This is a genomic window from Mesorhizobium sp. ES1-6 (assembly GCF_020164775.1).
In the GTDB taxonomy this organism is placed as follows: Bacteria; Pseudomonadota; Alphaproteobacteria; order Rhizobiales; family Rhizobiaceae; genus Mesorhizobium.
On sequence record NZ_JAIUGU010000004.1, the window covers coordinates 17214 to 41521 of the forward strand.

The following is a 24308-nucleotide window of genomic DNA, read 5'->3' on the forward strand; positions in this document are numbered from 1 at the left end:
GCGTCCTCCTCGACGCACGCCAGACCGACAGCCGCCTAGTTCGTCGCGGCGACCTTCTTCCTGTGGGTCTTCTTCCTCGGCTTGTCGGTCGTCGCCTTCGGCGCGGTTTCGTCATAACCGGCATAGGCCTGATAGTCCTGCGCCGTCGGCGCCGGCACGACGATATTGGAATCGGTGAAGACAAACTGGGTGGCGACCGAGGGATCGGTCACCTGGACCTGATACTGGTGGATCTGCGAATAAAGCACGTCGGTGCCGTGCATGACCGCCGTGCGGATCGGCATGGTGATGGTGCCGGGCGTGAACTTCGGTCCTGGCACGATCTTGCCGGCAACCGCGATCGTCATCGTCAGCTGTCCGTCGCTACGGCTGCAATCGCGGGTCACGTCGCTGATCGACGCCTGGTAAATGATTCTCGCCGAATCGTCGGGCGGCGTAGCAGCAGCGGCGTCAGCCGCCGCCTGGGCCGCGGCATCCGCGGCGGCGTCGCCGGTCTTCTTGAGCTTCGGCTTGGGCTTCTGGACCTCGTTGACATAGGTGTTGAAGAACGCCGTGCCATCGCGCACCGTCACCCTTGGGCAATACGCGTTCAGCTGGCTGGCCAGCACCTTGGGATCCTGCGGCGGCGGTGGCGCCGCCGGGTCCTTCTTGCCGAAACCGAGGTTCAGGATGCCGTTGTCGCCTGATTGGCAGCCGGCGACGGCAAGCATAAAGCCCGTGAGCGCAAGACCCGCCAAAAAGCGACCACTTGATATACGAAACGCCATGAAACCGTACTTCCCTCTCGCAAAGCTGGTGACGTATATCAACCGCGCGGCAAAAATGCGACTAGAGCCGGCACAGAAATTAACCACCTTGTGGTGAACGGAAAACCAAGCGGCGAACGGATCAGTGACATGCAATATGTGAGTACCCGCGGCGAAGCGCCCGCGCTTGGATTTTCCGACGCCGTCCTGGCCGGCCTAGCGCGCGATGGCGGGCTCTATGTGCCGCGCGAATGGCCGCACTTCCCGGCAGCCGACATCCGCGCCATGCGCGGCCTTGCCTATCCCGACCTCGCCATCCGCGTGCTGACGCCGTTCCTCGGCGGCGAAATCGCCGCGCCGGTCTTCGAGCGTCTCGTCCGCGAAGCCTATGCCACCTTTCGCCATGAGGCTGTCTGCCCCTTGGTACAGACCGGCGCCAACACTTTTGTCCTCGAACTCTTCCATGGGCCGACGCTGGCGTTCAAGGACGTGGCGATGCAATTGCTCGCCCGGCTGATGGACCATGTGCTTGCCGAACGCGGCCAGCATGCGACCATCGTTGGCGCCACGTCGGGCGATACCGGTGGCGCGGCCATCGACGCCTTCGCCGGGCGCAGCCGCACCGACATCTTCATCCTCTTTCCGCATGGCCGCGTCTCGCCGGTGCAGCAGCGGCAAATGACGACTTCGACAGCCGACAACGTCCATGCGCTGGCGATCGAAGGCAATTTCGACGACTGTCAGGGCCTGCTGAAGGATATGTTCAACGATCACGGCTTTCGCGACCGGGTGTCGCTGTCGGGGGTCAATTCGATCAACTGGGCGCGCATCATGGCCCAGATCGTCTATTATTTCTCCTCGGCATTGTCGCTCGGTGCACCGGACAGGCCGGTCTCCTTTACCGTGCCGACCGGCAATTTCGGCGATATCTTCGCCGGCTACGCCGCCAAGAAGATGGGGTTGCCGATCGAGCGGCTGGTCATCGCCACCAACGACAACGACATTCTCGCCCGTACTTTCGCGACCGGCGAATACCGGACCAAAGGGGTCTTTGCGACCACCTCGCCGTCGATGGACATCCAGGTATCCTCGAACTTCGAACGTTTGCTGTTCGAGGCATCAAACCGCGACGCGGCGACCGTGCGGCGCTACATGGCCGGCCTGAAGCAATCGGGCGCTTTTACCATCGAAGCCCAGGAAATCGCCGGAATGCGGTCCGAATTCGATGCCGGCCGCGCCACGATGGATGAGGTCGCCGCCACCATCCGCTCGACGCTCGCGACCAGCAATTACCTGCTCGATCCGCATACGGCGGCAGCTGTGCATGTGGCGGCGGGCAAGGCTTCGGGCGCCGTGCCGATGGTGGTGCTGGGCACCGCGCATCCGGCGAAATTCCCGGCCGCCGTCGAGGCCGCCAGCGGCGTCTCGCCCGCCCTGCCCGCATGGCTAGGTGGATTGATGACATTTGAGGAAAAATACACGGTACTTCCATCCGACCTGAAAATGGTGGAAGATTACGTCAGTCGCCGCGCGCGGGCGGCGCGTTAGGGAGTAAGAGCCATATGGGTGTTGAGGTAAGCCGTCTGTCGAACGGCCTGACAGTCGCCACCGAAACCCTTCCAAGTATCGAATCGGTTGCCTTGGGTGCCTGGGTCAAGTCGGGTGCCCGCAACGAACGCGAAGACGAGCATGGCATGGCCCATCTGCTCGAGCACATGGCGTTCAAGGGGACGAAGCGGCGAAGCGCCTTCGAGATCGCCTCGGAAATCGAGGACGTAGGCGGCGAGATCAACGCCGCCACCAGCGTCGAGACCACATCCTACTACGCCAGGGTGCTCTCCGACGACGTGCCGCTGGCCGTCGATATCCTGTCCGACATCCTGCAGGAGTCCGAATTCGACCCGCAGGAACTCGAGCGCGAGCAGCACGTCATCCTGCAGGAGATCGGCGCCGCGCATGACACGCCCGACGACATCGTCTTCGACCGTTTCACCGAAACGGCCTTCCGCCACCAGACCATCGGCCGCTCGATCCTGGGCACGCCCGAAACCGTAAAATCCTTTACCTCCAAGCAGTTGCACGATTTCATCGAACGCCAGTATGGCGCCGAGCGGATGGTGATCGTGGCCGCCGGCGACGTCAAGCACGACAAGTTCGTGCGCGAGGTCGAAAAACGGCTCGGCGGCTTCCGCAGCAAGGCCGACAGCACCATTCCGCAATACGCGCAATATGTCGGCGGCGATTTCCGCGAGGACCGCGATCTGATGGACGCGCAGATCGTGCTCGGCTTCGAGGGCCGCGCCTACCATGTGCGCGACTTCTACGCCTCGCAGGTGCTGTCGATGATCCTCGGCGGCGGCATGTCGTCGCGTCTGTTCCAGGAGGTCCGCGAGAAACGCGGCCTCTGCTACTCGGTCTATGCCTTCCACTGGGGCTTTTCCGACACCGGCATATTCGGCGTCCATGCCGCGACGGGGCAGAGCGATATCGCCAAACTGGTGCCTGTCATCATCGACGAGTTGCAGAAGGCCGGCGAGAGCATCCTGCAGGAAGAACTCGACCGTGCGCGCGCCCAGTATCGCGCCGGGCTGATCATGTCCGCCGAGAGCCCGGCCAGCCGCGCCTCGCAGATCGCGCGGCAACTGCTCCTATTCGGCAGGCCGATCGCAAAGGAAGAGCTGATGGAGCGCCTGTCGGCGCTGACGGTGGAGCGGCTGACCGACCTGTCGTCGCGGATGTTCTCGACCAAGCCGACGCTTACCGCTGTCGGGCCCGTGGGTACGCTGGCACCATACGAGGCGATCCTCGATTCGCTTCCGGGCACGCAGACCACGGCCCGCAGACTCGCCGTCTAAGTCCCAAGCGCCGTGTTCGCGCTCCCTTTCTTTCGCCGTGACCTGCCGGCACTGAAGGGCAACCTCGTCACGCTGCGCGTGCCGTTCACCAACGACTATCGCGAGTGGTCGGCGGTGCGCGGCGAAAGCCGGGCGTTCCTGGAGCCTTGGGAGCCGCGCTGGACCCCGGACGAACTCGACCGCACGGCATGGCGCCTGCGCATCAGCCGCTATCGCGAGGACTACGCACAGGGAACGGCGATCGCCTTCTTCATCTTCGAGAAATCGAGCGGCAAGCTCGCGGGCGGCATCACGCTCGGCAACATACGCCACGGCGTCTCGCAAAGCGGTCATGTCGGGTACTGGATCGGCGAGCGCTTCGGCGGCCGCGGCCTGATGACCGACGCGGTCAAGGTGGTGGCCCGCTTCGCCTTCGATACGCTGAGGTTGCACCGGATCGAAGCCGCCTGTATTCCCGACAACATCAGGTCGATCCGCGTGCTTGAAAAAGCCGGATTCCGGCGCGAAGGACTTCTGCGATCCTATCTCAGGATCAACGGCATCTGGCAGGACCATTACCTCTACGCCCGGATCGCCGACGATCCCCCGGGCGCTGGAACGAAGGACTGATTTTTGACGAATTTCCTGCGAAACGGGCCGCTGTTCGCCTTTCTGCTGGCGACGATGCTGACGCTGTGCGCGGCTTCGTCGGCCTTTGCCGTCGAACCCATCAAGATTGCCCGCGACGATGTCGCGCTCGATCTTTCGCGCGCCGTCGAGATTTACCGCAACCAGGGTGAGAACTTCCAGGTGTCGACCGCGCCCGGGCCGGACGGCATCGTGCGGCGCATCGAGGTCGAGGCCAACGATGCCCGCTCGACCGGCGACTGGGCAGTGTTCGCGCTCGCCAACACCACCGACCAGCAGCTCGACAGGCTGATCGTCGCGCCGCATTTCCGGCTGGTGAATTCCGGCATCTTCTGGCCGGATCTGGGCTCGACGCGCATCGCCGCCATCACGCCCAGCGAGGGCTTCGCGCTCGACCGCCAGACCAGCCCCGACGCCGACGTGTTCCGGGTGACGCTGAATCCCGGCACGGTGATCACCTTCATCGCCGAGCTTGCCTCGCCGAAGCTGCCTCAGGTCTACCTCTGGGATCCGGAATCCTACAAGGATTCGGTCAATTCCTACACGCTGTTTCGCGGCATCGTCATCGGCATCGCCGGCCTTCTGGCGCTGTTCCTGACCATCCTCTTCGTGGTCAAGGGAACATCGATGTTCCCGGCGACGGCAGCGCTCGCCTGGGCGGTGCTTGCCTATATCTGCGTCGATTTCGGCTTCCTCAACAAGGTCATCGAGATTTCGCCCGGCAACGAACAGATGTGGCGGGCCGGAACGGAGGTGGCGCTGGCGGCGACCTTCGTGGTCTTCCTGTTCGCCTATCTCAACCTCAACCGGTGGCACGGCCATTTCAGCTATGGCGCCCTGGTCTGGATCCTGGGACTGCTCTTGATCGCCGGTGTCGCCATCGTCGATCCGGCGGTGGCCGCGGGCATCGCCCGCATCTCGTTCGCCGCCACCGCGCTGACCGGGCTCGGCCTGATCATCTTCCTCGGCATTCGCGGCTATGACCGCGCCATCATGCTTGTGCCCAGTTGGGTCATGGTGCTGTTGTGGCTATGCGGATCGTGGATGGCAATCACCGGCATGCTCGACAACGACATCGCCCAGCCGGCACTTGGCGGCGGTTTGATCCTGATCATCCTGTTGATCGGCTTCACTGTCATGCAGCACGCCTTTGCCGGTGGCGCGCTGCATCAGGGGCTGTTCTCCGACCTCGAGCGGCAGGCGCTGGCCGTCGCGGGATCGGGCGATACGGTGTGGGACTGGGACGTTCTGCGCGACCGCGTCGTTACCAAGCCCGATGTCAGCATCCAGCTCGGCCTTGCCCCCAACAGCCTGGGCGGTGCCGCCCGCAACTGGCTGCCGGTGCTGCATGCCGATGACCGCGACACGTTCCGCACGACGCTCGACGTGGTGCTCGAACACCGCCGCGGCCGGGTGGCGCAGAACTTCAGGCTGCGCGGCGCCGATGGGCACTATCACTGGTTTGCCCTGCGCGCGCGTCCGGTGATCGGATCGGATGGCGAGGTGATCCGCTGCGTCGGCACCATGGTCGACGTCACCGAACAGAAGAAATCAGAAGAGCGACTGCTGCACGACGCCGTGCACGACAATCTGACCGGCCTGCCCAATCGCGAATTGTTCATGAACCGGCTTGAGGCGATCATCTCGATCGCCCGCACCGAAGAGAAGGTGCGGCCGACCGTCTTCGTCATCGACATCGACCGCTTCAAGCAGGTGAATGACGGGCTCGGCATCTCGGCCGGCGACACCATCCTGCTCACCATAGCGCGGCGCCTGCACCGCCTGCTCAAGCCGAAGGATTCGCTGTCGCGCTTCGCCGGCGACCAGTTCGCGCTGATGCTGCTGTCCGAGCAGGATCCCGCCCGCATCGCGGGCGTCGCCGATGCCATCAAGCACGCGATCAACAACCCGATCACCTTCGCCAAGCGCGAGATCGTGCTGACCGCCTCGATCGGCCTGATCACCTGGACCTCGGCGCAGACCTCGGCCGAGGACATGGTCAAGGATGCCGAGCTCGCCATGCATCAGGCCAAGCGCTTCGGCGGCGACCGGATCGAGCCATTCCGCCCTGCGTTCCGCACCGTCGGCACCGACCGCTTGCAGTTCGAATCCGACTTGCGGCGCGCCATCGAGCGGCGCGAATTCACGCTGGCCTATCAGCCGATCGTGCGGCTCGAGGACGGCAGCGTCGCCGGCTTCGAAGCGTTGCTGCGCTGGGACCATCCGCGCCGCGGCATGATCCCGCCCGCCGATTTCATCCCGGTCGCCGAGAGCTGCGGGCTGATCGTGCAGCTTGGGCTGTTCGCCATGCAGCAGGCGGCCGAGGATCTCGCGGGATGGCAAAAGCAGATCGGCGATGCGCCGCTATCGGTCTCGGTCAACCTGTCCAGCCGCCAGCTTATCCGCCGCGACCTCGTCAGCGATGTGCGTTCCGTGATAGCGCGCGCCAATTTGAAACCACGCTGCTTCCGGCTCGAACTCACCGAGTCCCTGGTCATGGACAATCCCGAGCAGACCGCCCATGTGCTGACCAAGCTGAAGCAGCTCGGCATCGGCCTGTCGCTAGACGATTTCGGCACCGGCTATTCATCGCTCGCCTACCTGACGCGGTTCCCGTTCGACACCATTAAGATCGACAAGAGCTTCGTCGACGACAGCACGCCCAAACGCGCGGTGCTGCTCAAATCCATGGTCAACATGGCGCATGAGCTCGGCCTTTCGGTGGTCGCCGAGGGCATATCGGATGAACGCGACGCGCTGGAGCTGCGCCAGATGGGCTGCGAATATGTGCAGAGCTTCATGTTCGGCGCGCCAATGCCGGGCGACCAGGTGCTGAAGACGCTGAAAGAGCAATATCCGCTGACGCAGGCGTGATGGAGCGCAGCCGCGTCGCCGCTGTCCCTTCGTCACCCCAGGGTCTTCGCGACGGAGCTTCGCTCCTGCTTCGCCCAGGGATGACGAAGGTGGGAGGATTCGGCTAATCTCGAGGGTTGGCGGAGGCGGCCTCAGGCGTGGCCGGCCGCCAGGCTCAAATGCGCGAGATCGATGCCGATCGAGGCGAGAATCCGGTCATATTTGCGCTCGATATCGGCGTCGAACAGCAATTCCGGCGTCGCCGGGCAGGTCAGCCAGCCATTCTCGGCGATCTCGGTTTCCAGCTGGCCGGCTCCCCAGCCGGAATAACCAAGCGCCATCAGCGCGCGACGCGGCCCGCGCCCTGACGATATCGCCCGCAATATGTCCACCGTCGCGGTCAGGCAGATGTCGTCGGAAACGGTGAGCGAGGATTCCACACGATAGTCGCCCGAATGCAGGACAAAGCCCCGGCTGCGGTCGACAGGCCCGCCATTGCGCACGACGAAATCGCGCGCCTGCGCCGGCAGGCGGATCGCTTCCTGCTCGTTCATGATGCCGAGCTGCACCAGAAGGTCGGGAAACAGCATCTGCTGCGTCTGGTTGATGATCAGGCCCATCGCCCCTTCATCGCTGTGGGCGCAGATGTAGATCACCGAGCGCGTGAAACGGTCGTCCTTCATGCCGGGCATGGCAATCAGGAACTGATCGTCGAGAAAGCCGGGGACGGCGGCTGTCTTCTTATGGCGCAACAAATCCATGGCAGGGAGGGTAACGCGTTTCCCGGGCGCCGAAAAGATGCGCCGCGCCGGATTCGACCAAAGCCCATATTGCGAGGCCGGCCTTGGCTTGGCCGCGAAGGTCACGCAAATATGATATCGGCACGGCCATGAAATCATTGCGCGGCCACGAACGGACGATCAAATCACGCTCATGCAAAGCTTGAAACTCCTGTTGCTCGGTGCCGCCATCGGATTGGCGACGGCGCTCCCCGCCACCGCCTCCTCCTCCGCCTGGTACAGCAGCGAAGGCGGCAAGGTGCGGCTGGTGACCTCAGGCAAGCCCGACGCTGCGGGCCGCATCCAGGGCGTTCTCGATATAGCGCTCAAACCCGGCTGGAAGACCTACTGGCGCGACCCGGGTGACGCAGGCGTGCCGCCGCAGCTCGACGTTTCGGCCAGCACCAATATCGCCGATGCGACGCTGTCGTTTCCCGCGCCGCAGCGCCACGACGATGGCTACGGCAAATGGGCCGGCTACAACTACCCCGTTTCGCTGCCGGTGACGTTCACGCTGGCGACGCCGAACCAGCCGGCGGTCATCGATGCCGACATCTTTCTCGGTATTTGCGAAACCATCTGCATCCCCGTGCAGACACGGCTGAGCGTCGACCCCGCCTCCGATCCCGACAATGCCGACGACGCGGCATTGGTGAAGGCGAGCTTCACCGCATTGCCGGCTGCTGCAAAGCCTGAGTTTGGCATCAAGGTGCTGCCGGGCGATCACGAAACGCTGGTGGTCGAAGCGAGTTTTCCCGGCGATCCGCAGGCAGCGGATTTCTTCGTCGCCGGCGAGCGCGACTATATGTTCGGCACCCCTTCGCGCGCGGAAAAGAACGGCAAGTTGATCTTCACCGTGCCGATCCTCGATCGCCCCTCGACGACGCCGACGGATGGCGGGCTCCACTATACGCTGACGAGTTCGGCGGGCGCGGTCGAAGGGTTGCTGCCCTTTCCGTGATGGCGGCGCTGCCATGGTTGCAGGAAGCCGCCGAGTTCGCTACGCAAGCACGCGTCCTTCCCCATCCCCAAGCGAGGAACTCATGACCATCTCCGTTGGCGACAAGCTGCCCGAGGCGACCTTCAAGACCATGACCGACGACGGCGCCAAGCCGATCACGTCGGCCGAGATTTTCCCAGGCAAGAAAGTGGTGCTGTTCGGCGTTCCCGGCGCCTTCACGCCGACCTGCAGCAACAACCATCTGCCTGGCTATCTAGAGAACCATGACGCGATACTGGCGCGCGGCGTCGATACGATCGCCGTCGTTTCGGTCAACGACGTTCACGTCATGGGCGCCTGGGCGCGCTTCACCGGCGGAGAAGGCAAGATCCTGTTCCTGGCCGACGGTAACGGGGACTTCGCCAAGGCGGTCGGTCTCGACGCCGACTATTCCGGTGGCGGCATGGGCCTGCGCTCGAAGCGGTTTTCGATGATCATCGACGATGGCAAGGTCACCGCGCTCAATGTCGAAACCAAACCCGGCGTAGACGAGTCCGGCGCGGCTCATATTCTGGGCCAGCTCTGAGCTTCCAGGGCCGCTAAGGCGGGGCCGCGATGGCTGGCCTCGCCTGACAAGCGCCGCGCTTTAGAACTGCCGGCTCTCGGGGGAATTCCAACGATGTTTGACATCTTCTGGCGCGCTGTCGCGATCGGCATCGGCGCCACCGTCCTGATGGATATCTGGGCCTTCTTCCTGCACAAAGCGTTCGGCCAGCCACGGCCGAACTGGGGGCCGGTCGGGCGCTGGGTCTGGCACCTCCGCGACAAGGTGTTTCACGACGATATTGGCGATGCCACGCCCTACGCCCATGAGAAAGCGCTGGGCTGGGCTTTCCATTACTTCGTCGGCATCGTCTACGGCATTATCCTGGTGGTGCTGGCGGGCGCTGGCTGGCTGGCCACGCCGACCTTCCTGCCGGCCTTCATCCTCGGCATCGTCACCGTCGGCGCCGGCTGGTTCCTGCTGGCGCCGGGCATGGGCGCCGGCTGGGCGGCTTCAAAGCGGCCGAACCCGATGCAAATCCGTGCGCTCAACCTGGTCTCGCACACGGTGTTCGCGCTTGGGCTTTGGGGAACGGCGCTGCTGATCCGTTAGGCAATTAGAACAAACGGTTCAGATCCCGCCGCCCATCCACCACGCGGACGATTTCAACCCACTCGACTGGGCCATCGTCCGTGTCTGGAACCGTTTCGTAGAGCAGTACAAACGGCGCCTCCACCAGCATTCGTGCGGAAGGCCTGATATCCGATCGCCTAACACCCATGCGCGGCTGGTCCGCCAGTTGCAGGGCCCGCGCTTCCAACTGATCATAATAACGATCGGCCGCCCGTATGTTTTCGCTGCCTATCGCCACGTAGATGTCGATGAGGTCAGCCCTGGCTGCGGGCGACCAGACCAGCCTAACGGCCATTCCGCGAGGCTTCCGTCAGCTTTCGCCGTGCTTCTTTTCGCAACGCGTCGAAATCCACAGGCTCTGGCCTCCCACTTGCCTTGCCTTCATCCCATGCCTGTCTCAGCCGGCGGATATCGTCATGCCGCAGTTCGCGCTTGGCCAGCCAATCCCGCACCGCTTCACGCACAATCTCGCTTGCGGTGGCATACTCGCCCGCTTCCACAGCCTCTCGCATGAGGGCTGCCTGTTGCGGGGTCACAGCCACGCTCATTTTTTCAACATTTGCCATGCTGCGTCCTTATCGCATGCTCCGTGGTAGGAAATATTACTCCCACCCTTGAGCAACCGCAACGTCACCAGAAGAACCAGGCCCGACCCGATGCGTACGCCCGTCAGACAGTCAGGGCAGCCGGTCCATCGGCTGCCACCCATGGAGAATGCGGCGCGCGCCGATATCGTAGGCGAAATAGTTGCCGCCGCCAGCCGGCTGGTCCGCTTCGCGGCTGATCGGCCTACCGCTCAGCGACAGCAGCAGGAGCGTCCCGACACCGCCATGTCCGACAAAGGCGATGTCTCCAGCACCGCCCTCACCAAGCACGGCCTCGACCTCGCTGACGATGCGCCGCTCCGCGTCGATGGCCCGCTCCCAGCCGCGAACGCTTTCATGCGGATTGGCGAAAAACCGGTCGGCGACCGCCTCGAAATCCGGCGGCGGCAGGAAACCCGTCGATGACCGGTCGTTCTCATGCATCCGCTCCCTCACCTGCACGGCAAGGCCGAGATGCCGCGCCAGCACTTCGGCGGTTTCAACCGCCTTGCGTTCGCCCGACGACACCACACGCCCGATCGACGCGATCCACGGCTGAACCAGCATTGCGTTCGCCCTTGCGCGACCAATGTCGGACAGGCCCCAATCCGGTACCGGAATGGTGGCGTCGATCTGAACTTGGGGATGGGTGATGTAGTAGGCAATCGTCATGACGGAGGCGCTCCGTTCGGTTGTGGCCGCGACGATCCGAGGCTCAATAGCTCTGGGTCGATCGGCGCGCCTTCGGGGCCAGCGGCTGCTTTGCCTGGACATCCGGCTTGGACAGTGAGACCGCCGGCTTGAAAGAACCCTTCTTGAACGGCGCCATGCCTTCCCTGGCCAGTTCATCGGCACGCTCGTTCTCGGCATGGCCGGCATGGCCCTTGACCCAGTTCCAGGTGACCTTGTGGCGGCGGTTGGCCTCGTCCAGCGCCTGCCACAACTCGCCATTCTTGACCGGCTTCTTGTCGGCGGTCTTCCAGCCATTCTTCTTCCAGCCATGGATCCATTTGGAAATGCCGTCCATGACGTATTTGCTGTCGGTATGAAGCTCGACCGTGCAAGGCTCCTTCAACGCATTCAGCGCCGAGATGGCGGCCAGCAGTTCCATGCGGTTGTTGGTCGTCTCGGCTTCGCCGCCGGAGAGTTCCTTGGTGGCGCCGTTGAAGCGCAGAATGGCGCCCCAGCCGCCGGGGCCGGGATTGCCTGAACAGGCGCCATCGGTGAAGATTTCAACCTGTTTGCTCATGATACCCCATATCAGGCCAATCCATATTCCGAAGCCGATCTGATCGCCCGATGGAACCGCATCCTTCTGATGTATTCGGTCGGGTCGCGTTTCATCACCAGCCCGCCGTCAGGAACGGTCAGCCAGTCGTAGAGCCGGGTCAGCATGAAGCGCAGCGCCGAGCCGCGCGCCAACATTGGCAGCGCCGCCTTCTCCTCCACGCTCAGCGGGCGCACGCTCTGATAACCTGCAAGCAGCGCTTTGCCCTTGGTGAGGTTGAAGGAGAAATCCTTCTCGAAACACCAAGCGTTAAGGCAGGTGGCGACGTCGTAGGCATAGAGGTCGTCACAGGCAAAATAGAAATCGATCAGACCCGAGAGTTTCTCGCCGAGGAAAAAGACATTGTCGGGGAAAAGATCGGCATGGATTATGCCTTCGGGGAGGCCCTTGGGCCAGTTTTGCTCGAGATCGGCGAAGTCGGCATCGACCTCGGCCGCCAGTCCCGGCTCGACTTCGTCGGCGCGGGCGCGAGCCGAGTGCCAAAGCTTGCGCCAGCCATCGATGGCAAGCGCGTTGGGCCGGTTCATCGGGAAATCGGCGCCGGCCAGATGGAGCGCGGCCAGCGCCTTGCCGACCTCGGCGCAATGCGTTGCCGTCGGCCGCCGCAGCGAAAGCCCTTCGAGGAAGGTGATGATGACCGCCGGCCGACCGGCCAGCGTGCCGATGACACTGCCGTCATGCGCGGTCACCGGCAATGGACACGACACGCCCTTGTTGGCGAGATGGCCCATCAGCCCGAGGAAGAACGGCAGATCCGCCTTCTCGACGCGCTTTTCGTAGAGCGTCAGGATGTAGGACCCGCTGGAGGTGTGCAGCAGGAAGTTCGAATTCTCGGTGCCTTCGGCGATGCCCTTGTAGGACAGGAGATCGCCGACCGGATAGTGTTTCAGGAAAGCGCCGAGTTCGCCCTCCGCAACGTCGGTATAGACGGCCATGTGCCTTACGCGGCCCCGTTGACGAAGGCCATGTCGGCCGGCGTCAGTTCGACATCGCGCAACACCCGCATGACCGGAAAATCCTCTGTTTCGGTGGCCGTGATGGCCAGGTCGATGGTTACATCGAAACGCTGACGGAACGCCTCGATGATCTCATCGACGATGATCTCCGGCGCCGATGCCCCCGCCGACAGGCCGAGCGTCGAAATGCTGCCGATGTCATTCCACGGAATTTCGGCGGCGCGCTGCACGAGAAGCGACATGGCGGCGCCGGCGCGTTCCGCAACTTCGACAAGACGGCGCGAATTCGAGGAATTGGGCGCGCCGACGATCAGATAGAGGTCGGCACCCGGAGCGGTGTCCTTGACCGCCTCCTGGCGGTTTGTGGTGGCGTAGCAGATCGATTCCGCCGCCGGCGCCTGCAGGTCCGGAAAACGTTCCTGCAATGCGCGGATGATGCCGGCGGTATCCTCGACCGAGAGCGTCGTCTGGGTGACGAAACCGAGTGCCTTGGGATCGGCGGGCGCGAGCCGGGCGGCATCGGCCTCGGTCTCGACCAGCGTGACCGCGCCTTCCGGCAACTGTCCCATGGTGCCGATCACCTCGGGGTGGCCGGCATGGCCGATCAACAGCACATGGCGGCCGAGCCGCTGGTGGCGCATCGCCTGTTTGTGGACCTTGGAGACCAGCGGGCAGGTTGCGTCGAGATAGAACAGGTTTCGCGCCTGCGCGTCCGCCGGCACGGACTTCGGCACGCCATGCGCCGAGAAGACGACCGGCGACTGCCGGTGTTCGGCGGGAATCTCTGAAAGTTCCTCGATAAACACGGCGCCAAGGCTTTGAAGGCCCTCGACGACATAGCGGTTGTGCACGATCTCGTGGCGGACATAGACCGGCGCGCCATATTTCTTCAATGCCAGCACGACGATCTGGATGGCACGGTCAACGCCCGCGCAAAAACCGCGCGGCTGGCAGAGCCGGATCGTCAGGGGAGGCTTGGCGATTGTGTGAAGCATTAAATCCTGCCGGTTCGTCAGCGCCGAAATGAGGTGCCCACCCCTGCCCTGTCAAGAGCGTCGGTAGAAATGGGGGTGTCGGTTGGAAAGGAGGCGTCGGTCGCGTTCATTCCTCTTTCGCGGGCCGGCGAAGCCGCAGGATGAGGACGGCGGCGAGCGCCGCGGCCAGGCCATACCAGGTGACAGCATATTGCAGATGGCTGTTCGGCAGGTCGACGATGGTGACGCCCCCGACCGGCAGGCCGCCGGGATTCGGCGTCTTGTCGGCATCGATGAAGATCGGCACCAGCGTGAACCCGGCCGGCAGGCCGGCGCTCGCGGCCATGACGTCGCGGTCCTTCCAGTAGAAGATGTTCTTGGCCACGTCATTGTCGGGCAGCATCATGGACGGCTTTGCCGGCAGCGGATTGCGCGCAAGCCCGGTGATGGTCACCTTGCCCGTCACCTGTCCCTTGGCGCGCTTGGCGGCATCCTTGAGGTCATAGGGTACGAAGCCGCGATTGATCAGGACGAAACGGCCATCGTCGAGGGCCAGCGGCGTGTAGACGTTGAAGCCGGCGTCCCCTTCCCAGGTCGCGTAGAAATGCCGCTCGCCGGAATGCAGGAAAGTGCCTGAGACCGTGACCGGGGTGTAGTCGACGTCGCCGGTCGAGGCGAATTGCTTCTCGACCTCGGCAAGCGGCAGTGGCGCCGAGTGCGTGCGCTGGTCGATGGTCCGCAGCAGACCTTCCTTCCAGTGCAGGCGCTGGACCTGCCAGGTGCCAAGTGCCAGCAGGATCCCGAGCAGAAGCAGGCCAAGGCCGAGCAGCAATGCCGACCTTGGCCGCGAACGGCCGCGGTCGTTGAGGGAAGCTTCGTTCATTCGCCGCGATCCAGTCGCCCCTCGGCGGCCTTGTTGGCGTATTGCAAGGTGAGCAGCACGCCCTTGATCAACCGCAGCGCCGTAAGGCACAGCACCAAGGCCAGCGGGATCCAGATCAGCAGATGCAGCCACAGCGGCGGGCTTAGCGTCACTTCAACCCAGAGCGCCAGGCCGACGATGATGAAGCCGATGATCAGGATGACGAACACGGCCGGCCCGTCGCCGGCATCGGCAAAGGAGTAATCGAGACCGCAATTGACGCAACGCTTGCCGACGGTGAGGAAGCCGGAAAAGAGCCGCCCCTCGCCGCAGCGCGGGCAGCGGCCATGCAGGCCGGCCGAAATCGGCTCGATCGGAGGCCAGATCGCCTTATCGTCACTCATGCCTATTGCTCGATCTCGATTGGCGTCCCGTCGGCCACCATTGCCCAGATTTCGTCCATGTCGGAGTCCGTAACCGCAATGCAGCCATCGGTCCAGTCGACCAATTGAAGCAGCCAGCCCCACCAGCCGAAACCGTTCGGCTGGCCATGGATCATGATCATGCCGCCGGGATCGACATTGCGTGCCTTCGCGGCCGCCTGATCGTCGACATCGGGGTAGGAAATGTGGATCGACCTGTGCGCGATGCTGTTGGGGTTGCGCCAGTCGAGGACGTAGCGCCCCTCGGGTGTGCGCCGATCGCCCTCCTGCCGCTTGTGACCGACGGGATCTCCACCGAGTGCAATGCCGTAGCTGCGCAGGACCTTGCCGTCGCCGATCAGTTCGAGCCGCCGCTCCGCCTTGTGGACACGCACCAGATCGACCTTCTCAGCGGCAAAGGCCTGGAAGGTCGCGATCAGAAATGCGCAAATCGCCCAGAAAATTGTCAGCCGCATTTTCTATCGATCGATGATCATTGCGCCGAAAAGAAGAAGGCGGCCACGTCGCCGCGGCCGCCTTCTCCAAATCAAAAATCCGCGGGCGGGATCAGTGGCCTTCGATCACCGCGCCGACCGATCCCCAGACGTAGATCGATGCGAACAGGAACAGCCAGACCACGTCGACGAAATGCCAGTACCAGGCGGCTGCCTCGAAGCCGAAATGCTGCTTGGGGGTGAACTCGCCCTTCATCGCGCGGATCAGGCAAACCAGCAGGAAGATGGTGCCGATGATGACGTGGAAGCCGTGGAAGCCGGTCGCCATGAAGAAGGTGGCGCCGTAGATGGAATCCTTGAAGCCGAACGGAGCGTGCATGTACTCGTAGGCCTGCACCATGGTGAACAGCATGCCGAGGCCGACGGTCAGCACCAGGCCGTTGATCAGTCCCTTGCGATCGCCATGGATGAGCGAGTGGTGGGCCCAGGTGACGGTGGTGCCCGAGAGCAGCAGGATGATGGTGTTGTAAAGCGGCAGATGGAAGGGATCGAGAACCTCCATGCCCTTCGGCGGCCAGACACCACCAGTAAACGTGTGGCGCGCGTAGTTCTGCACCTCACCGGCAAAAAGGCTGGCATCGAAATAGGCCCAGAACCAGGCAACGAAGAACATCACCTCAGAGGCGATGAACATGATCATGCCATAGCGCAGATGCAGCGACACGACGCGCGTGTGATGGCCCTCATGCGCTTCCTTGATCGTGTCCGACCACCAGGCGAACATGGTGTAGAGCACGATTACCAGGCCGATGAAGAACAGCCACGGATTGGCGATGTTGAAGCCGAAGATCGGGAAGGAGCCGCCCTTCAGATACTCCATGAGGCAGACGCCGCCAAAGGCCATGACGAGCGCCCCGATCGACCCCAGGAAAGGCCACGGGCTCGGGTCGACGAGATGATAGTCGTGATGTTTTGCGTGCGCGTCTGCCATATCAACCCCCGAGATTTTCGGTATCTGAAACTGTCTTGCTGTTGGCCTTGGCCGGCTCCGAGGAGGCGACCGGCTTGTTCTTCTCGACCGGGAACATCGTATAGGACAGCGTGATCGTCTTGATGTCCTTCAGTTCCGGCACGTTCACGATATCGGGATCCACATAGAACAGGACCGGCATGTCAAGCGTCTCGCCGGGCTTCAGCGAAGTATCGGTGAAGCAGAAACACTCGACCTTGTTGAAGTAGGGTCCGGCCAGTTCCGGCTGCACGTTAAAGGTGGCGCGGCCGGTGACAGGGCGATCGAACTTGTTGGTTGCCTGGTAATGCGCCTGCACCGTCTGCCCGATCTTCATCGTCATCGAGCGCTGGACCGGCTGGAACTCCCACGGCACGCCGGCGATATTGGCGTCAAAGCGGACGGTAATCTCACGGTCGAGCACGCGGCCGGCATATTGCTTCTCGACGCGCTGCGTCGTGCCGCCATAGCCCGTCGCCTGGCAGAACATCCTGTAGAGCGGCACTGCGGCATAGGCCATGCCGATCATGCCGATGAAGAAGGCAAGGCAAACGGCCGCGACGACGCGGTTGCTGTTCTTGCCCCCAGGCTTCTTGGGCGTTTCGACGCTCATCACATCTTGCCCGACAAATTGTGGGCGAACTTCACGATCGTCGCGATGTAGAAAATAATGACCAGCACCGCCAGCGCCACGCCGATGGCGACGGAACGGTTGCGCCGAGCCTTCTTCTGCCGATCGGTCAGAGTGACCGTTTCGAGCTTGTCTTCGGCCATGCTCATGCTCCACCAGCCGCGAGTACACGCCCGATGACGCTGTCGGCGAGATAGACGGCGAAGATGGCGAAGAGATAGAGCAGCGAATAGGCGAACAACGCCTTGGCCGGCTTCATGGCGCGGTCATCGTCGGCCATGCCAAGCACTTTCCAGGCATACCAGACGAAACCAACGCCGAGCAGCAGAGCGGCCACGCCATAGACCGGCGTGGTATAGCCGAGCAGCCACGGCAGCACGCCGACCGGGGCCAGTACCAGCGCATAGGCGAATATCTGGCGGCGGGTCGAAGCCTCGCCGGCGACGTTCGGCATCATGGGAATGCCGGCGCGCCCGTAATCCTCGGACTTGAACAACGCCAGCGCCCAGAAATGCGGCGGCGTCCACAGGAAGATGATGAGAAACAGAATGATGCTTTCGAGGCTGACCGAGCCGGTCACGGCGGCCCAGCCGATGACAGGCGGAAAGGCGCCGGCCGCACCGCCAATGACGATGTTCTGCGGCGTCCAGCGTTTCAGCCACATCGTATAGACGACAGCATAGAAGAAGATAGTGAAGGCCAGCAGCGTCGCCGAGAGCCAATTGACCAGCACGCCGAGCGTCATCACCGAGAGCACCGACAGCACCAGGCCGAAAGCCAGCGCCTCGCCTGGACGAACGCGACCGGCCGGCACCGGACGATTGGAGGTTCTGGTCATCACCGCGTCGATGTCGGCATCGTACCACATGTTGAGCGCACCAGAGGCACCAGCGCCAATGGCGATTGCCAGGATCGCGATCACCGCCAGCAGCGGGTTGATGGTCACGGGTGCGGCCACCAGGCCGACGAAGGCGGTGAACACCACCAACGACATGACGCGCGGCTTCAGCAGGGCGAAGAAATCACCCGCAGTGGCTTCCGACATGCGGAAGCCCGCTTCGTCAATGCTGTTTTCGTCGACTAGGGCCATGCGTACTCAGTCCATTATTCCGTTGGCCAAAACCGCCGGCGGACCGGCGGTTTCGCATTCGAGGGGAGCCGCCTTACTTGATCTTCGGCAGTTGCTCCCACTGGTGGAAGGGCGGCGGCGAAGGCAGCTGCCATTCAAGCGTCGTTGCCCCCTCGCCCCATGGGTTGGCACCGGCGATCCGCTTCTTCTGGAAGGCTTCGAAGACGCCATAGAGGAAGATCAGCACGCCGACGGCCGAGATGTAGGACCCGATGGACGACACATAGTTCCAGCCCGCGAACGCATCCGGATAGTCGATGGTGCGGCGCGGCATGCCGGCGAGGCCGAGGAAATGCTGCGGGAAGAAGATCAGGTTCACGCCAACGAAAGTCACCCAGAAGTGGGTGTTGGCAATGACAGGCGAGTACATGTAGCCGGTCATCTTCGGGAACCAATAGTACCAGCCGGCGAAGATGGCGAACACCGCGCCCAGCGACAGCACGTAGTGGAAGTGGGCGATGACGAAATAGGTGTCATGCAGCGAGCGGTCGAGGCCGGCATTGGCGAGCTGGACGCCGGTGACACCGCCGATGGTGAACAGGAAGATGAAGCCCAGCGCCCACAACATCGGCGTCTTGAAAGAAATCGATCCGCCCCACATCGTCGCGATCCAGGAGAAGATCTTCACACCCGTCGGCACCGCGATGACCATGGTGGCGAAGACGAAGTAGCGCTGCGTGTCGAGCGACAGGCCGGTCGTGTACATGTGGTGCGCCCAGACGATGAAGCCGACGGCGCCGATCGCCACCATGGCGTAGGCCATGCCGAGATAGCCGAACACCGGCTTCCTCGAGAATGTGGAGATGACGTGGCTGATGATGCCGAAGCCCGGCAGGATCAGGATGTACACTTCGGGGTGACCGAAGAACCAGAACAGGTGCTGGAACAGCAGCGGGTCGCCACCGTTGTCCGGCGCAAAGAAGGCCGTGCCGAAATTGCGGTCCGTCAGAAGCATGGTGATGGCGCCGGCAAGAACCGGAAGCGACAACAGCAGCAGGAAGGCAGTTACCAGCACTGACCAGGCAAACAGCGGCATCTTGTGCAGCGTCATGCCCGGGGCGCGCATGTTGAAGATGGTGGTGATGAAGTTGATGGCGCCGAGGATCGAAGAGGCACCGGCGATGTGGATCGACAGGATCGCCAGATCCATCGCCGGTCCAGGCTGACCCGAGGTCGAAAGCGGCGGATAGAGCGTCCAGCCGCCGCCGACACCATAGGCGCCCGGCGCGCTCGGCATGAACATCGAGGTGAGCAGCAGGATGAAGGCTGGCGGCAGCAGCCAGAACGAGATGTTGTTCATGCGCGGGAACGCCATGTCGGGCGCGCCGATCATGATCGGCACCATCCAGTTGGCAAAACCGCCGATCAGTGCCGGCATGACCATGAAGAAGATCATGATCAGCGCGTGCGCGGTGGCGAAGGCATTGTACATGCTCTTGCCGCCGTCGATCGCGGCATCACCGTTCATGCCGTAGACCATCTGCGCCAGACCGCTGAAAATCTGGATGCCAGGCTCCTGCAGCTCCATGCGGATGGCGACCGACAGCGCGCCGCCGATGATGCCGGCCATGATCGCGAAGATCAGGTAGAGCGTACCGATATCCTTGTGGTTGGTCGAATAAACCCAGCGCACCCAGCCGTGGTAAGGCTTGTGGTCGTCGTGCCCGTCGTGAGCTGCAGCGTCTGCCATGTTCCGCTCCGTTCCCTAAATCTTGCTAACCCGCGGCATCAGTTGCCGGCGGCCGCTACCTTGTTCTGGCCATCGACCTCGGCCATGAGCGTCTTGTTGGCGCCGGGCAGATCGGTCTTGGCCGCCGCCAGCCAGGTCTTGAACTGCGCGTCGGAGACGACGCGGATGGCGATCGGCATGAAGGCGTGGTCCTTGCCGCAGAGCTGCGAGCACTGGCCGTAGAAGATGCCTTCCTTTTCCGCCTTGAACCAGGTCTCGTTGGTACGCCCTGGAATGGCGTCGACTTTGATGCCGAAGGACGGCACGCCGAAGGAGTGGATCACGTCGGTCGCGGTGACCAGCAAGCGGGTCATGGTGTTGACCGGCACCACCAGCTCATTGTCGACCGCGAGGAGGCGCGGATAGACCTTGCGGTCCTCCTTGCCTGCTTTGGCGCGATCGCCTTCCTGGAGGATGGCCGAATTGAAGGAGAGCGTGCTGTCGGTCTGGTACTCGTAGTCCCAGTTCCACTGGTTGCCTGTCGCCTTGACGGTGAGCTTGGCTTCTTCCGGCGGCGTGTACTGGGCGGTCAAGAGCTGGAACGAGGGAATGGCCAGGCAGAGCAGGATCACGACCGGGCCGACGGTCCAGATCACCTCGATCAGCGTGTTGTGGCTGGTCTTGGAGGGAACCGGGTTTGCACTGGCGCGGAATTTCACGATGCAGTAGGCGAGCAGAAGCAGCACCAGGATGGTGATCGGGACGATGAACCACATCGTATAGTTTCCGAACCACTCGATCTGCCGCATCATGTCGGTCGCCGGCGCCTGGAAGGTGGTCTCCCACTCCACGGGCTGATCGGCATGGGCGGATGTGCCAGCGAAAAGCACAGTGGCAGCGGCACAAGCACTCAGAAACTTGGCACTTGCTAGAAACCTGGCGCCAGCTAGGAAATTTCTCATCGCCCTCTTCGTCTCCCAGTTCCTCGCGGCGGTGCCAACGAGAATAACGAACAATGCCGGGACGGGAATCCCGACAGTCTCAAGGTGGTTCAAACCATACTCTTTTTCCCTCCGCAAGAAAGGAGCGGAGGAAACTGTGCGGCATTTTTGCGCGCAAGCCGTGACGGGTGTTTGAAGGCGGCCGCATCGGCAGCGAATCGTCTATGTCCGACACATCGTCCTGCCTTTGGCCGTCAGGCGTGCCTGGCGTCGTAATTCAGGCGAAATTGGCAGGGAAAAGCGCGCTATTGGCTTTTTCGGGACAGCCAAGCCGTCGTCTCGTCCTTTACTTGGCTTTGGCGCGGCTTAAAGTGCCGTGATTCGCAATGGAGCGGTTATGAACTCTTGGCTGTCGAGAACCGGGCTTTCGAGAACCTTGGCGAAGATCGCCGTTCTCGCCGCCGTCTCCTGTGCCGGCCTGTCCGTCACCGGCCAGGCCAATGCCGCCCAGCCGAGCGGCACGGTCAAGTCGACGCATGGCGCGTGGTCGATCATCTGCGACACGCCGGCCGGCGCCACTTCGGAACAATGCGTGATGATGCAGAACGTCGTCGCCGAGGACCGCCCGGAGATGGGGCTTTCGGTCGTCGTGCTGCGCACCGCCGACAACAAGGCCGAGATCCTGCGCGTGCTGGCGCCGCTCGGCGTGCTGCTGCCGAACGGGCTTGGCCTCAACGTCGATGGCAAGGACATCGGCCGCGCCTATTTCGTGCGCTGCTTCCAGGACGGCTGCTATGCCGAGGTCATTCTCGAAAAGCCGCTGCTCGACACGCTGAAGACCGGCACGTCGGCGACCTTCATCGTCTTCCAGACCCCGGAAGAGGGTATCGGCATTCCCGTCGACCTCAAGGGTTTCGCCGAAGGCTTCGCCGCCCTGCCCTGATCGCGGCTTCGCGCTGAACCGGGCCTGGACCCGGCTTTTGCCGACCCCAGACGCATGCCTTGTGCTCAGTGGACGGTGTCATTCGTCGGCGCTGATCTCCATTGCCGATTGTGCGGGCGCGGCTTCACGCCTACATCGGGGGAAAGCAATCATCCCACGGACGGACGCGCCATGAACAGCCTGATCGGCCAATTCGACATTTCAGACGACCGCATCAAGCAGATCGTCGCCGACACCATCAAGGGTGCCGACGACGGCGAGCTTTTCCTCGAATACAGCGAGAGCGAAGCGCTGATGTTCGACAATGGCCGGCTCAAGACCGCCAATTTCAACACCGACCAGGGCTTTGGGCTGCGCGCCGTCGCCGGCGAAGCCAGCGGCTACGCCCATTCGAGCGACCTGTCCGAGGCCTCGCTGCTGCGCGCGGCCGACGCCGTCTCGACCGTCAAGGGCGGCTATTCCGGTACGCTAGCCGCCGCGCCCGCCCGCACCAACCGCCATCTCTACGGCGACGAGAACCCGATCCCCTCGCCCTCCTTCGAGGCCAAGGCCAAGCTGCTGCAGGAAATCGATGCCTGGCTGCGCGCCGAGGATCCACGCGTGCGCCAGGTGACCGCCTCGATCGCCGCGTCCTGGCAGCATGTCGAGATCGTGCGTGCCGATGGCCAGGTGGTGCGCGATATCAGGCCGATGGTCCGCGTCAACGTCTCGGTCATCGTCGGTGACGGCGACCGCCAGGAGAGCGGCTCCTATGGCATGGGTGGGCGCAAAGCGTTCGGCGACTTCCTGATCGAGGATAGCTGGAAGCACGCCGCCAAGGAGGCACTCCGGCAAGCGCTGGTCAATCTGCAGGCGATCCCGGCTCCGGCCGGCACTTTCGACATCGTGCTGTCCAGCGGCTGGCCGGGTGTGATGCTGCATGAAGCGGTCGGCCACGGCCTTGAAGGCGATTTCAACCGCAAGAAGACATCGGCCTTCGCCGGCCTGATGGGGCAGCAGGTAGCCGCCAAGGGCGTGACCGTCGTCGACGACGGTACCATCCCCGAGCGGCGCGGCTCACTCACCGTCGACGATGAAGGCACGCCTTCGGCCCGCAATGTGCTGATCGAGGACGGCAAGCTGGTGGGCTACATGCAGGACCGGCAGAATGCCCGGCTGATGGGCATGAAAGCCACCGGCAACGGCCGGCGCGAAGGCTATGCGCATCAGCCGATGCCGCGCATGACCAACACCTACATGACCTCGGGCGACATGGAGCCGGACGAAATCATCGCTTCGGTCAAGAACGGCATCTACGCCGTCTCCTTCGGCGGCGGCCAGGTCGACATCACGTCGGGCAAGTTCGTGTTCGGCTGCACCGAGGCCTACATGATCGAGAACGGCAAGGTGACGCAGCCGATCAAGGGCGCGATGCTGATCGGCAACGGACCGGACGCGATGCACCGCGTCTCGATGGTCGGCAACGACATGAAGCTCGACAACGGTATCGGCATGTGCGGCAAGGCCGGCCAGGGCGTGCCCGTGGGCGTCGGCCAGCCGCATCTGAGGATGAACCAGATGACGATCGGCGGCACCCGGGTTTGAGGCTCGGTGCCGCCACGTGATGTTTCCGGATGGAACAGCGCGCGACGCGTGCTGCGTTGCGAGGGGAGATGCTGGCGTTTCCAGCCCGTATTTCGGCCGGGACCTTGAAGTGGACACAATCCAGATTATGAAATTGTTAAGTCTCTGACTGCCTGGGCTGCCTTTTGCGCACGGACGCAGCACCAGCTCCTCGTTGCGGTGGTGGTTTTGGCAATGCGGCCCGTCCTGACTTCGTCTTTCGTGCTTGGCTTCGTTTCGTTGATTGGCGCGACGGCGCTGCAAGCCGGTCCGGCGGCAGCACAGTCGACATGGTTCAAGGCGCGATCGACGCAATCTTCCGCCGCCGCCGTCGGCGGAAGCACCAGCGTCCCCTACGGTTGGGTCGATTTCTGTCATCGCCGACCCAAAGAGTGCAAGGTGCCCGCTCTGCCGGCCGCGAACGTCAAGCTGACGGCGCGGAACCTCCGCATCCTGAAGCGGATAAATCAGAAGGCGAACAGTTCCATCAAACCCGTCAGCAATTTCGACCACTGGGGCACGATGGCGGACCATTGGGACTACCCGGTCGACGGGAAAGGCGACTGCAAGATCTACGCACTCTACAAACGCAAGCTCCTTCAGGAGGCTGGCTTTCCCCGGCAGGCGCTGCTGATGACGGTCGTGCGCGACCTCAACAATGAAGGCCACACCGTCCTGACGGTGAAAACCGACAAAGGCGATCTCGTCCTCGACAATTTGGTCGACGAAATCAGGCCATGGAACGCGACCGGCTACTATTTCCTGAAACGTCAGTCGCAGCAGAATCCGAATATCTGGCTGTCGGTCAACCAGCGAGGCGGCACGCCGAGAACCTCCAAGACTGTTGCAAAGCTCGTGGACTGAGC

Annotated in this window: 27 protein-coding genes; 10 read left to right on the top strand and 17 right to left on the bottom strand. The window is 63.1% G+C overall.

The window, feature by feature from the left end:
- Nucleotides 1-35 precede the first annotated feature (35 nt).
- Nucleotides 36-767 (bottom strand): hypothetical protein, encoded by a 732-nt coding sequence (locus LB564_RS12130; RefSeq protein WP_224537868.1) that lies wholly within the window; start codon nt 765-767, stop codon nt 36-38.
- A 129-nt stretch (nt 768-896) separates the two neighbouring features.
- Between LB564_RS12130 and thrC the strand changes: the two genes are divergently transcribed.
- The 4 genes from thrC to LB564_RS12150 are packed head-to-tail and all read left to right on the top strand — an operon-like array spanning nt 897 to nt 7102.
- Nucleotides 897-2294 carry a threonine synthase gene (thrC, locus tag LB564_RS12135; protein WP_224537871.1) on the top strand — a complete coding sequence of 466 codons (1398 nt, stop codon included), beginning with the start codon at nt 897-899 and terminating at the stop codon, nt 2292-2294.
- A 14-nt stretch (nt 2295-2308) separates the two neighbouring features.
- Nucleotides 2309-3601, top strand: coding sequence for a M16 family metallopeptidase (locus tag LB564_RS12140; protein ID WP_224537874.1), 1293 nt, complete (start codon nt 2309-2311; stop codon nt 3599-3601).
- 12 nt (nt 3602-3613) lie between these two features.
- Nucleotides 3614-4210, top strand: a complete 597-nt coding sequence (locus LB564_RS12145; RefSeq protein ID WP_140661409.1) for a GNAT family N-acetyltransferase — start codon at nt 3614-3616, stop codon at nt 4208-4210.
- 3 nt (nt 4211-4213) lie between these two features.
- Nucleotides 4214-7102, top strand: a complete 2889-nt coding sequence (locus LB564_RS12150; protein ID WP_140705853.1) for an EAL domain-containing protein — start codon at nt 4214-4216, stop codon at nt 7100-7102.
- Nucleotides 7103-7233: 131 nt separating this feature from the next.
- On the opposite strand, the gene LB564_RS12155 is transcribed toward LB564_RS12150, so the two are convergent.
- Nucleotides 7234-7842: a YqgE/AlgH family protein gene (locus LB564_RS12155; protein ID WP_140705851.1), complete on the bottom strand. Its 609-nt coding sequence runs from the start codon at nt 7840-7842 to the stop codon at nt 7234-7236.
- A 172-nt stretch (nt 7843-8014) separates the two neighbouring features.
- Between LB564_RS12155 and LB564_RS12160 the strand changes: the two genes are divergently transcribed.
- From LB564_RS12160 to LB564_RS12170, 3 genes are all read left to right on the top strand, one after another.
- The gene (locus LB564_RS12160) at nt 8015-8821 is read left to right on the top strand and encodes a protein-disulfide reductase DsbD domain-containing protein (RefSeq protein ID WP_224537877.1); all 807 of its coding nucleotides are present in this window, start codon (nt 8015-8017) and stop codon (nt 8819-8821) included.
- An 82-nt stretch (nt 8822-8903) separates the two neighbouring features.
- Entirely contained in the window at nt 8904-9386 is a 483-nt protein-coding gene (locus LB564_RS12165) for a peroxiredoxin (protein ID WP_140705847.1), read from the top strand.
- 93 nt (nt 9387-9479) lie between these two features.
- Nucleotides 9480-9956, top strand: a complete 477-nt coding sequence (locus LB564_RS12170; RefSeq protein ID WP_140705845.1) for a DUF2938 domain-containing protein — start codon at nt 9480-9482, stop codon at nt 9954-9956.
- A 4-nt stretch (nt 9957-9960) separates the two neighbouring features.
- Here LB564_RS12170 and LB564_RS12175 read toward each other — a convergent pair whose 3' ends face one another.
- The 15 genes from LB564_RS12175 to coxB form a co-directional block, all read right to left on the bottom strand.
- Complete coding sequence (locus LB564_RS12175) at nt 9961-10272, bottom strand: type II toxin-antitoxin system RelE/ParE family toxin (RefSeq protein WP_140705843.1); 312 nt, start codon at nt 10270-10272, stop codon at nt 9961-9963.
- Complete coding sequence (locus LB564_RS12180; protein ID WP_140705841.1) at nt 10262-10543, bottom strand: type II toxin-antitoxin system ParD family antitoxin; 282 nt, start codon at nt 10541-10543, stop codon at nt 10262-10264. The genes LB564_RS12175 and LB564_RS12180 overlap by 11 nt, the downstream gene beginning before the upstream one ends.
- Nucleotides 10544-10654: 111 nt before the next feature.
- Nucleotides 10655-11233, bottom strand: coding sequence for a histidine phosphatase family protein (locus LB564_RS12185; protein ID WP_224537880.1), 579 nt, complete (start codon nt 11231-11233; stop codon nt 10655-10657).
- Between the two features lie 43 nt (nt 11234-11276).
- Nucleotides 11277-11810 (bottom strand): ribonuclease HI, encoded by a 534-nt coding sequence (rnhA, locus tag LB564_RS12190; protein ID WP_224537882.1) that lies wholly within the window; start codon nt 11808-11810, stop codon nt 11277-11279.
- Nucleotides 11811-11821: 11 nt separating this feature from the next.
- Nucleotides 11822-12784 (bottom strand): homoserine kinase, encoded by a 963-nt coding sequence (locus LB564_RS12195; protein WP_224537884.1) that lies wholly within the window; start codon nt 12782-12784, stop codon nt 11822-11824.
- A 5-nt stretch (nt 12785-12789) separates the two neighbouring features.
- On the bottom strand, nt 12790-13800 hold the full coding sequence (gene ispH / locus LB564_RS12200; RefSeq protein ID WP_224537886.1) for a 4-hydroxy-3-methylbut-2-enyl diphosphate reductase: 1011 nt from the start codon (nt 13798-13800) through the stop codon (nt 12790-12792).
- Between the two features lie 106 nt (nt 13801-13906).
- A complete protein-coding gene (locus tag LB564_RS12205) occupies nt 13907-14662 on the bottom strand; it encodes an SURF1 family protein (protein WP_181173677.1) in 756 nt (251 codons plus the stop codon).
- Entirely contained in the window at nt 14659-15045 is a 387-nt protein-coding gene (locus LB564_RS12210; RefSeq protein ID WP_027041471.1) for a DUF983 domain-containing protein, read from the bottom strand. The genes LB564_RS12205 and LB564_RS12210 overlap by 4 nt, the downstream gene beginning before the upstream one ends.
- 2 nt (nt 15046-15047) lie before the next feature.
- The gene (locus LB564_RS12215; RefSeq protein ID WP_224537888.1) at nt 15048-15539 is read right to left on the bottom strand and encodes a murein L,D-transpeptidase family protein; all 492 of its coding nucleotides are present in this window, start codon (nt 15537-15539) and stop codon (nt 15048-15050) included.
- A 91-nt stretch (nt 15540-15630) separates the two neighbouring features.
- Entirely contained in the window at nt 15631-16509 is an 879-nt protein-coding gene (locus tag LB564_RS12220; RefSeq protein ID WP_140705827.1) for a cytochrome c oxidase subunit 3, read from the bottom strand.
- A 1-nt stretch (nt 16510) separates the two neighbouring features.
- Nucleotides 16511-17140 carry a cytochrome c oxidase assembly protein gene (locus LB564_RS12225; RefSeq protein WP_140705825.1) on the bottom strand — a complete coding sequence of 210 codons (630 nt, stop codon included), beginning with the start codon at nt 17138-17140 and terminating at the stop codon, nt 16511-16513.
- On the bottom strand, nt 17140-17301 hold the full coding sequence (locus LB564_RS12230; protein ID WP_140705824.1) for a hypothetical protein: 162 nt from the start codon (nt 17299-17301) through the stop codon (nt 17140-17142). The genes LB564_RS12225 and LB564_RS12230 overlap by 1 nt, the downstream gene beginning before the upstream one ends.
- A 2-nt stretch (nt 17302-17303) precedes the next feature.
- Entirely contained in the window at nt 17304-18248 is a 945-nt protein-coding gene (locus LB564_RS12235; RefSeq protein ID WP_140705822.1) for a heme o synthase, read from the bottom strand.
- A 73-nt stretch (nt 18249-18321) separates the two neighbouring features.
- Nucleotides 18322-19977 (bottom strand): cytochrome c oxidase subunit I, encoded by a 1656-nt coding sequence (gene ctaD, locus LB564_RS12240; RefSeq protein WP_140705820.1) that lies wholly within the window; start codon nt 19975-19977, stop codon nt 18322-18324.
- A 38-nt stretch (nt 19978-20015) separates the two neighbouring features.
- The gene (gene coxB / locus LB564_RS12245) at nt 20016-21035 is read right to left on the bottom strand and encodes a cytochrome c oxidase subunit II (protein ID WP_181173676.1); all 1020 of its coding nucleotides are present in this window, start codon (nt 21033-21035) and stop codon (nt 20016-20018) included.
- Nucleotides 21036-21294: 259 nt separating this feature from the next.
- Here coxB and LB564_RS12250 point away from each other — a divergent pair, with 259 nt between their 5' ends.
- The 3 genes from LB564_RS12250 (at nt 21295) to LB564_RS12260 (ending at nt 24306) form a co-directional block, all read left to right on the top strand.
- On the top strand, nt 21295-21840 hold the full coding sequence (locus tag LB564_RS12250) for an invasion associated locus B family protein (RefSeq protein ID WP_140705816.1): 546 nt from the start codon (nt 21295-21297) through the stop codon (nt 21838-21840).
- 171 nt (nt 21841-22011) lie between these two features.
- On the top strand, nt 22012-23424 hold the full coding sequence (gene tldD, locus LB564_RS12255) for a metalloprotease TldD (protein WP_140705814.1): 1413 nt from the start codon (nt 22012-22014) through the stop codon (nt 23422-23424).
- 213 nt (nt 23425-23637) lie between these two features.
- Nucleotides 23638-24306, top strand: a complete 669-nt coding sequence (locus LB564_RS12260) for a transglutaminase-like cysteine peptidase (RefSeq protein ID WP_181173675.1) — start codon at nt 23638-23640, stop codon at nt 24304-24306.
- The last annotated feature ends 2 nt before the right edge of the window (nt 24307-24308 follow it).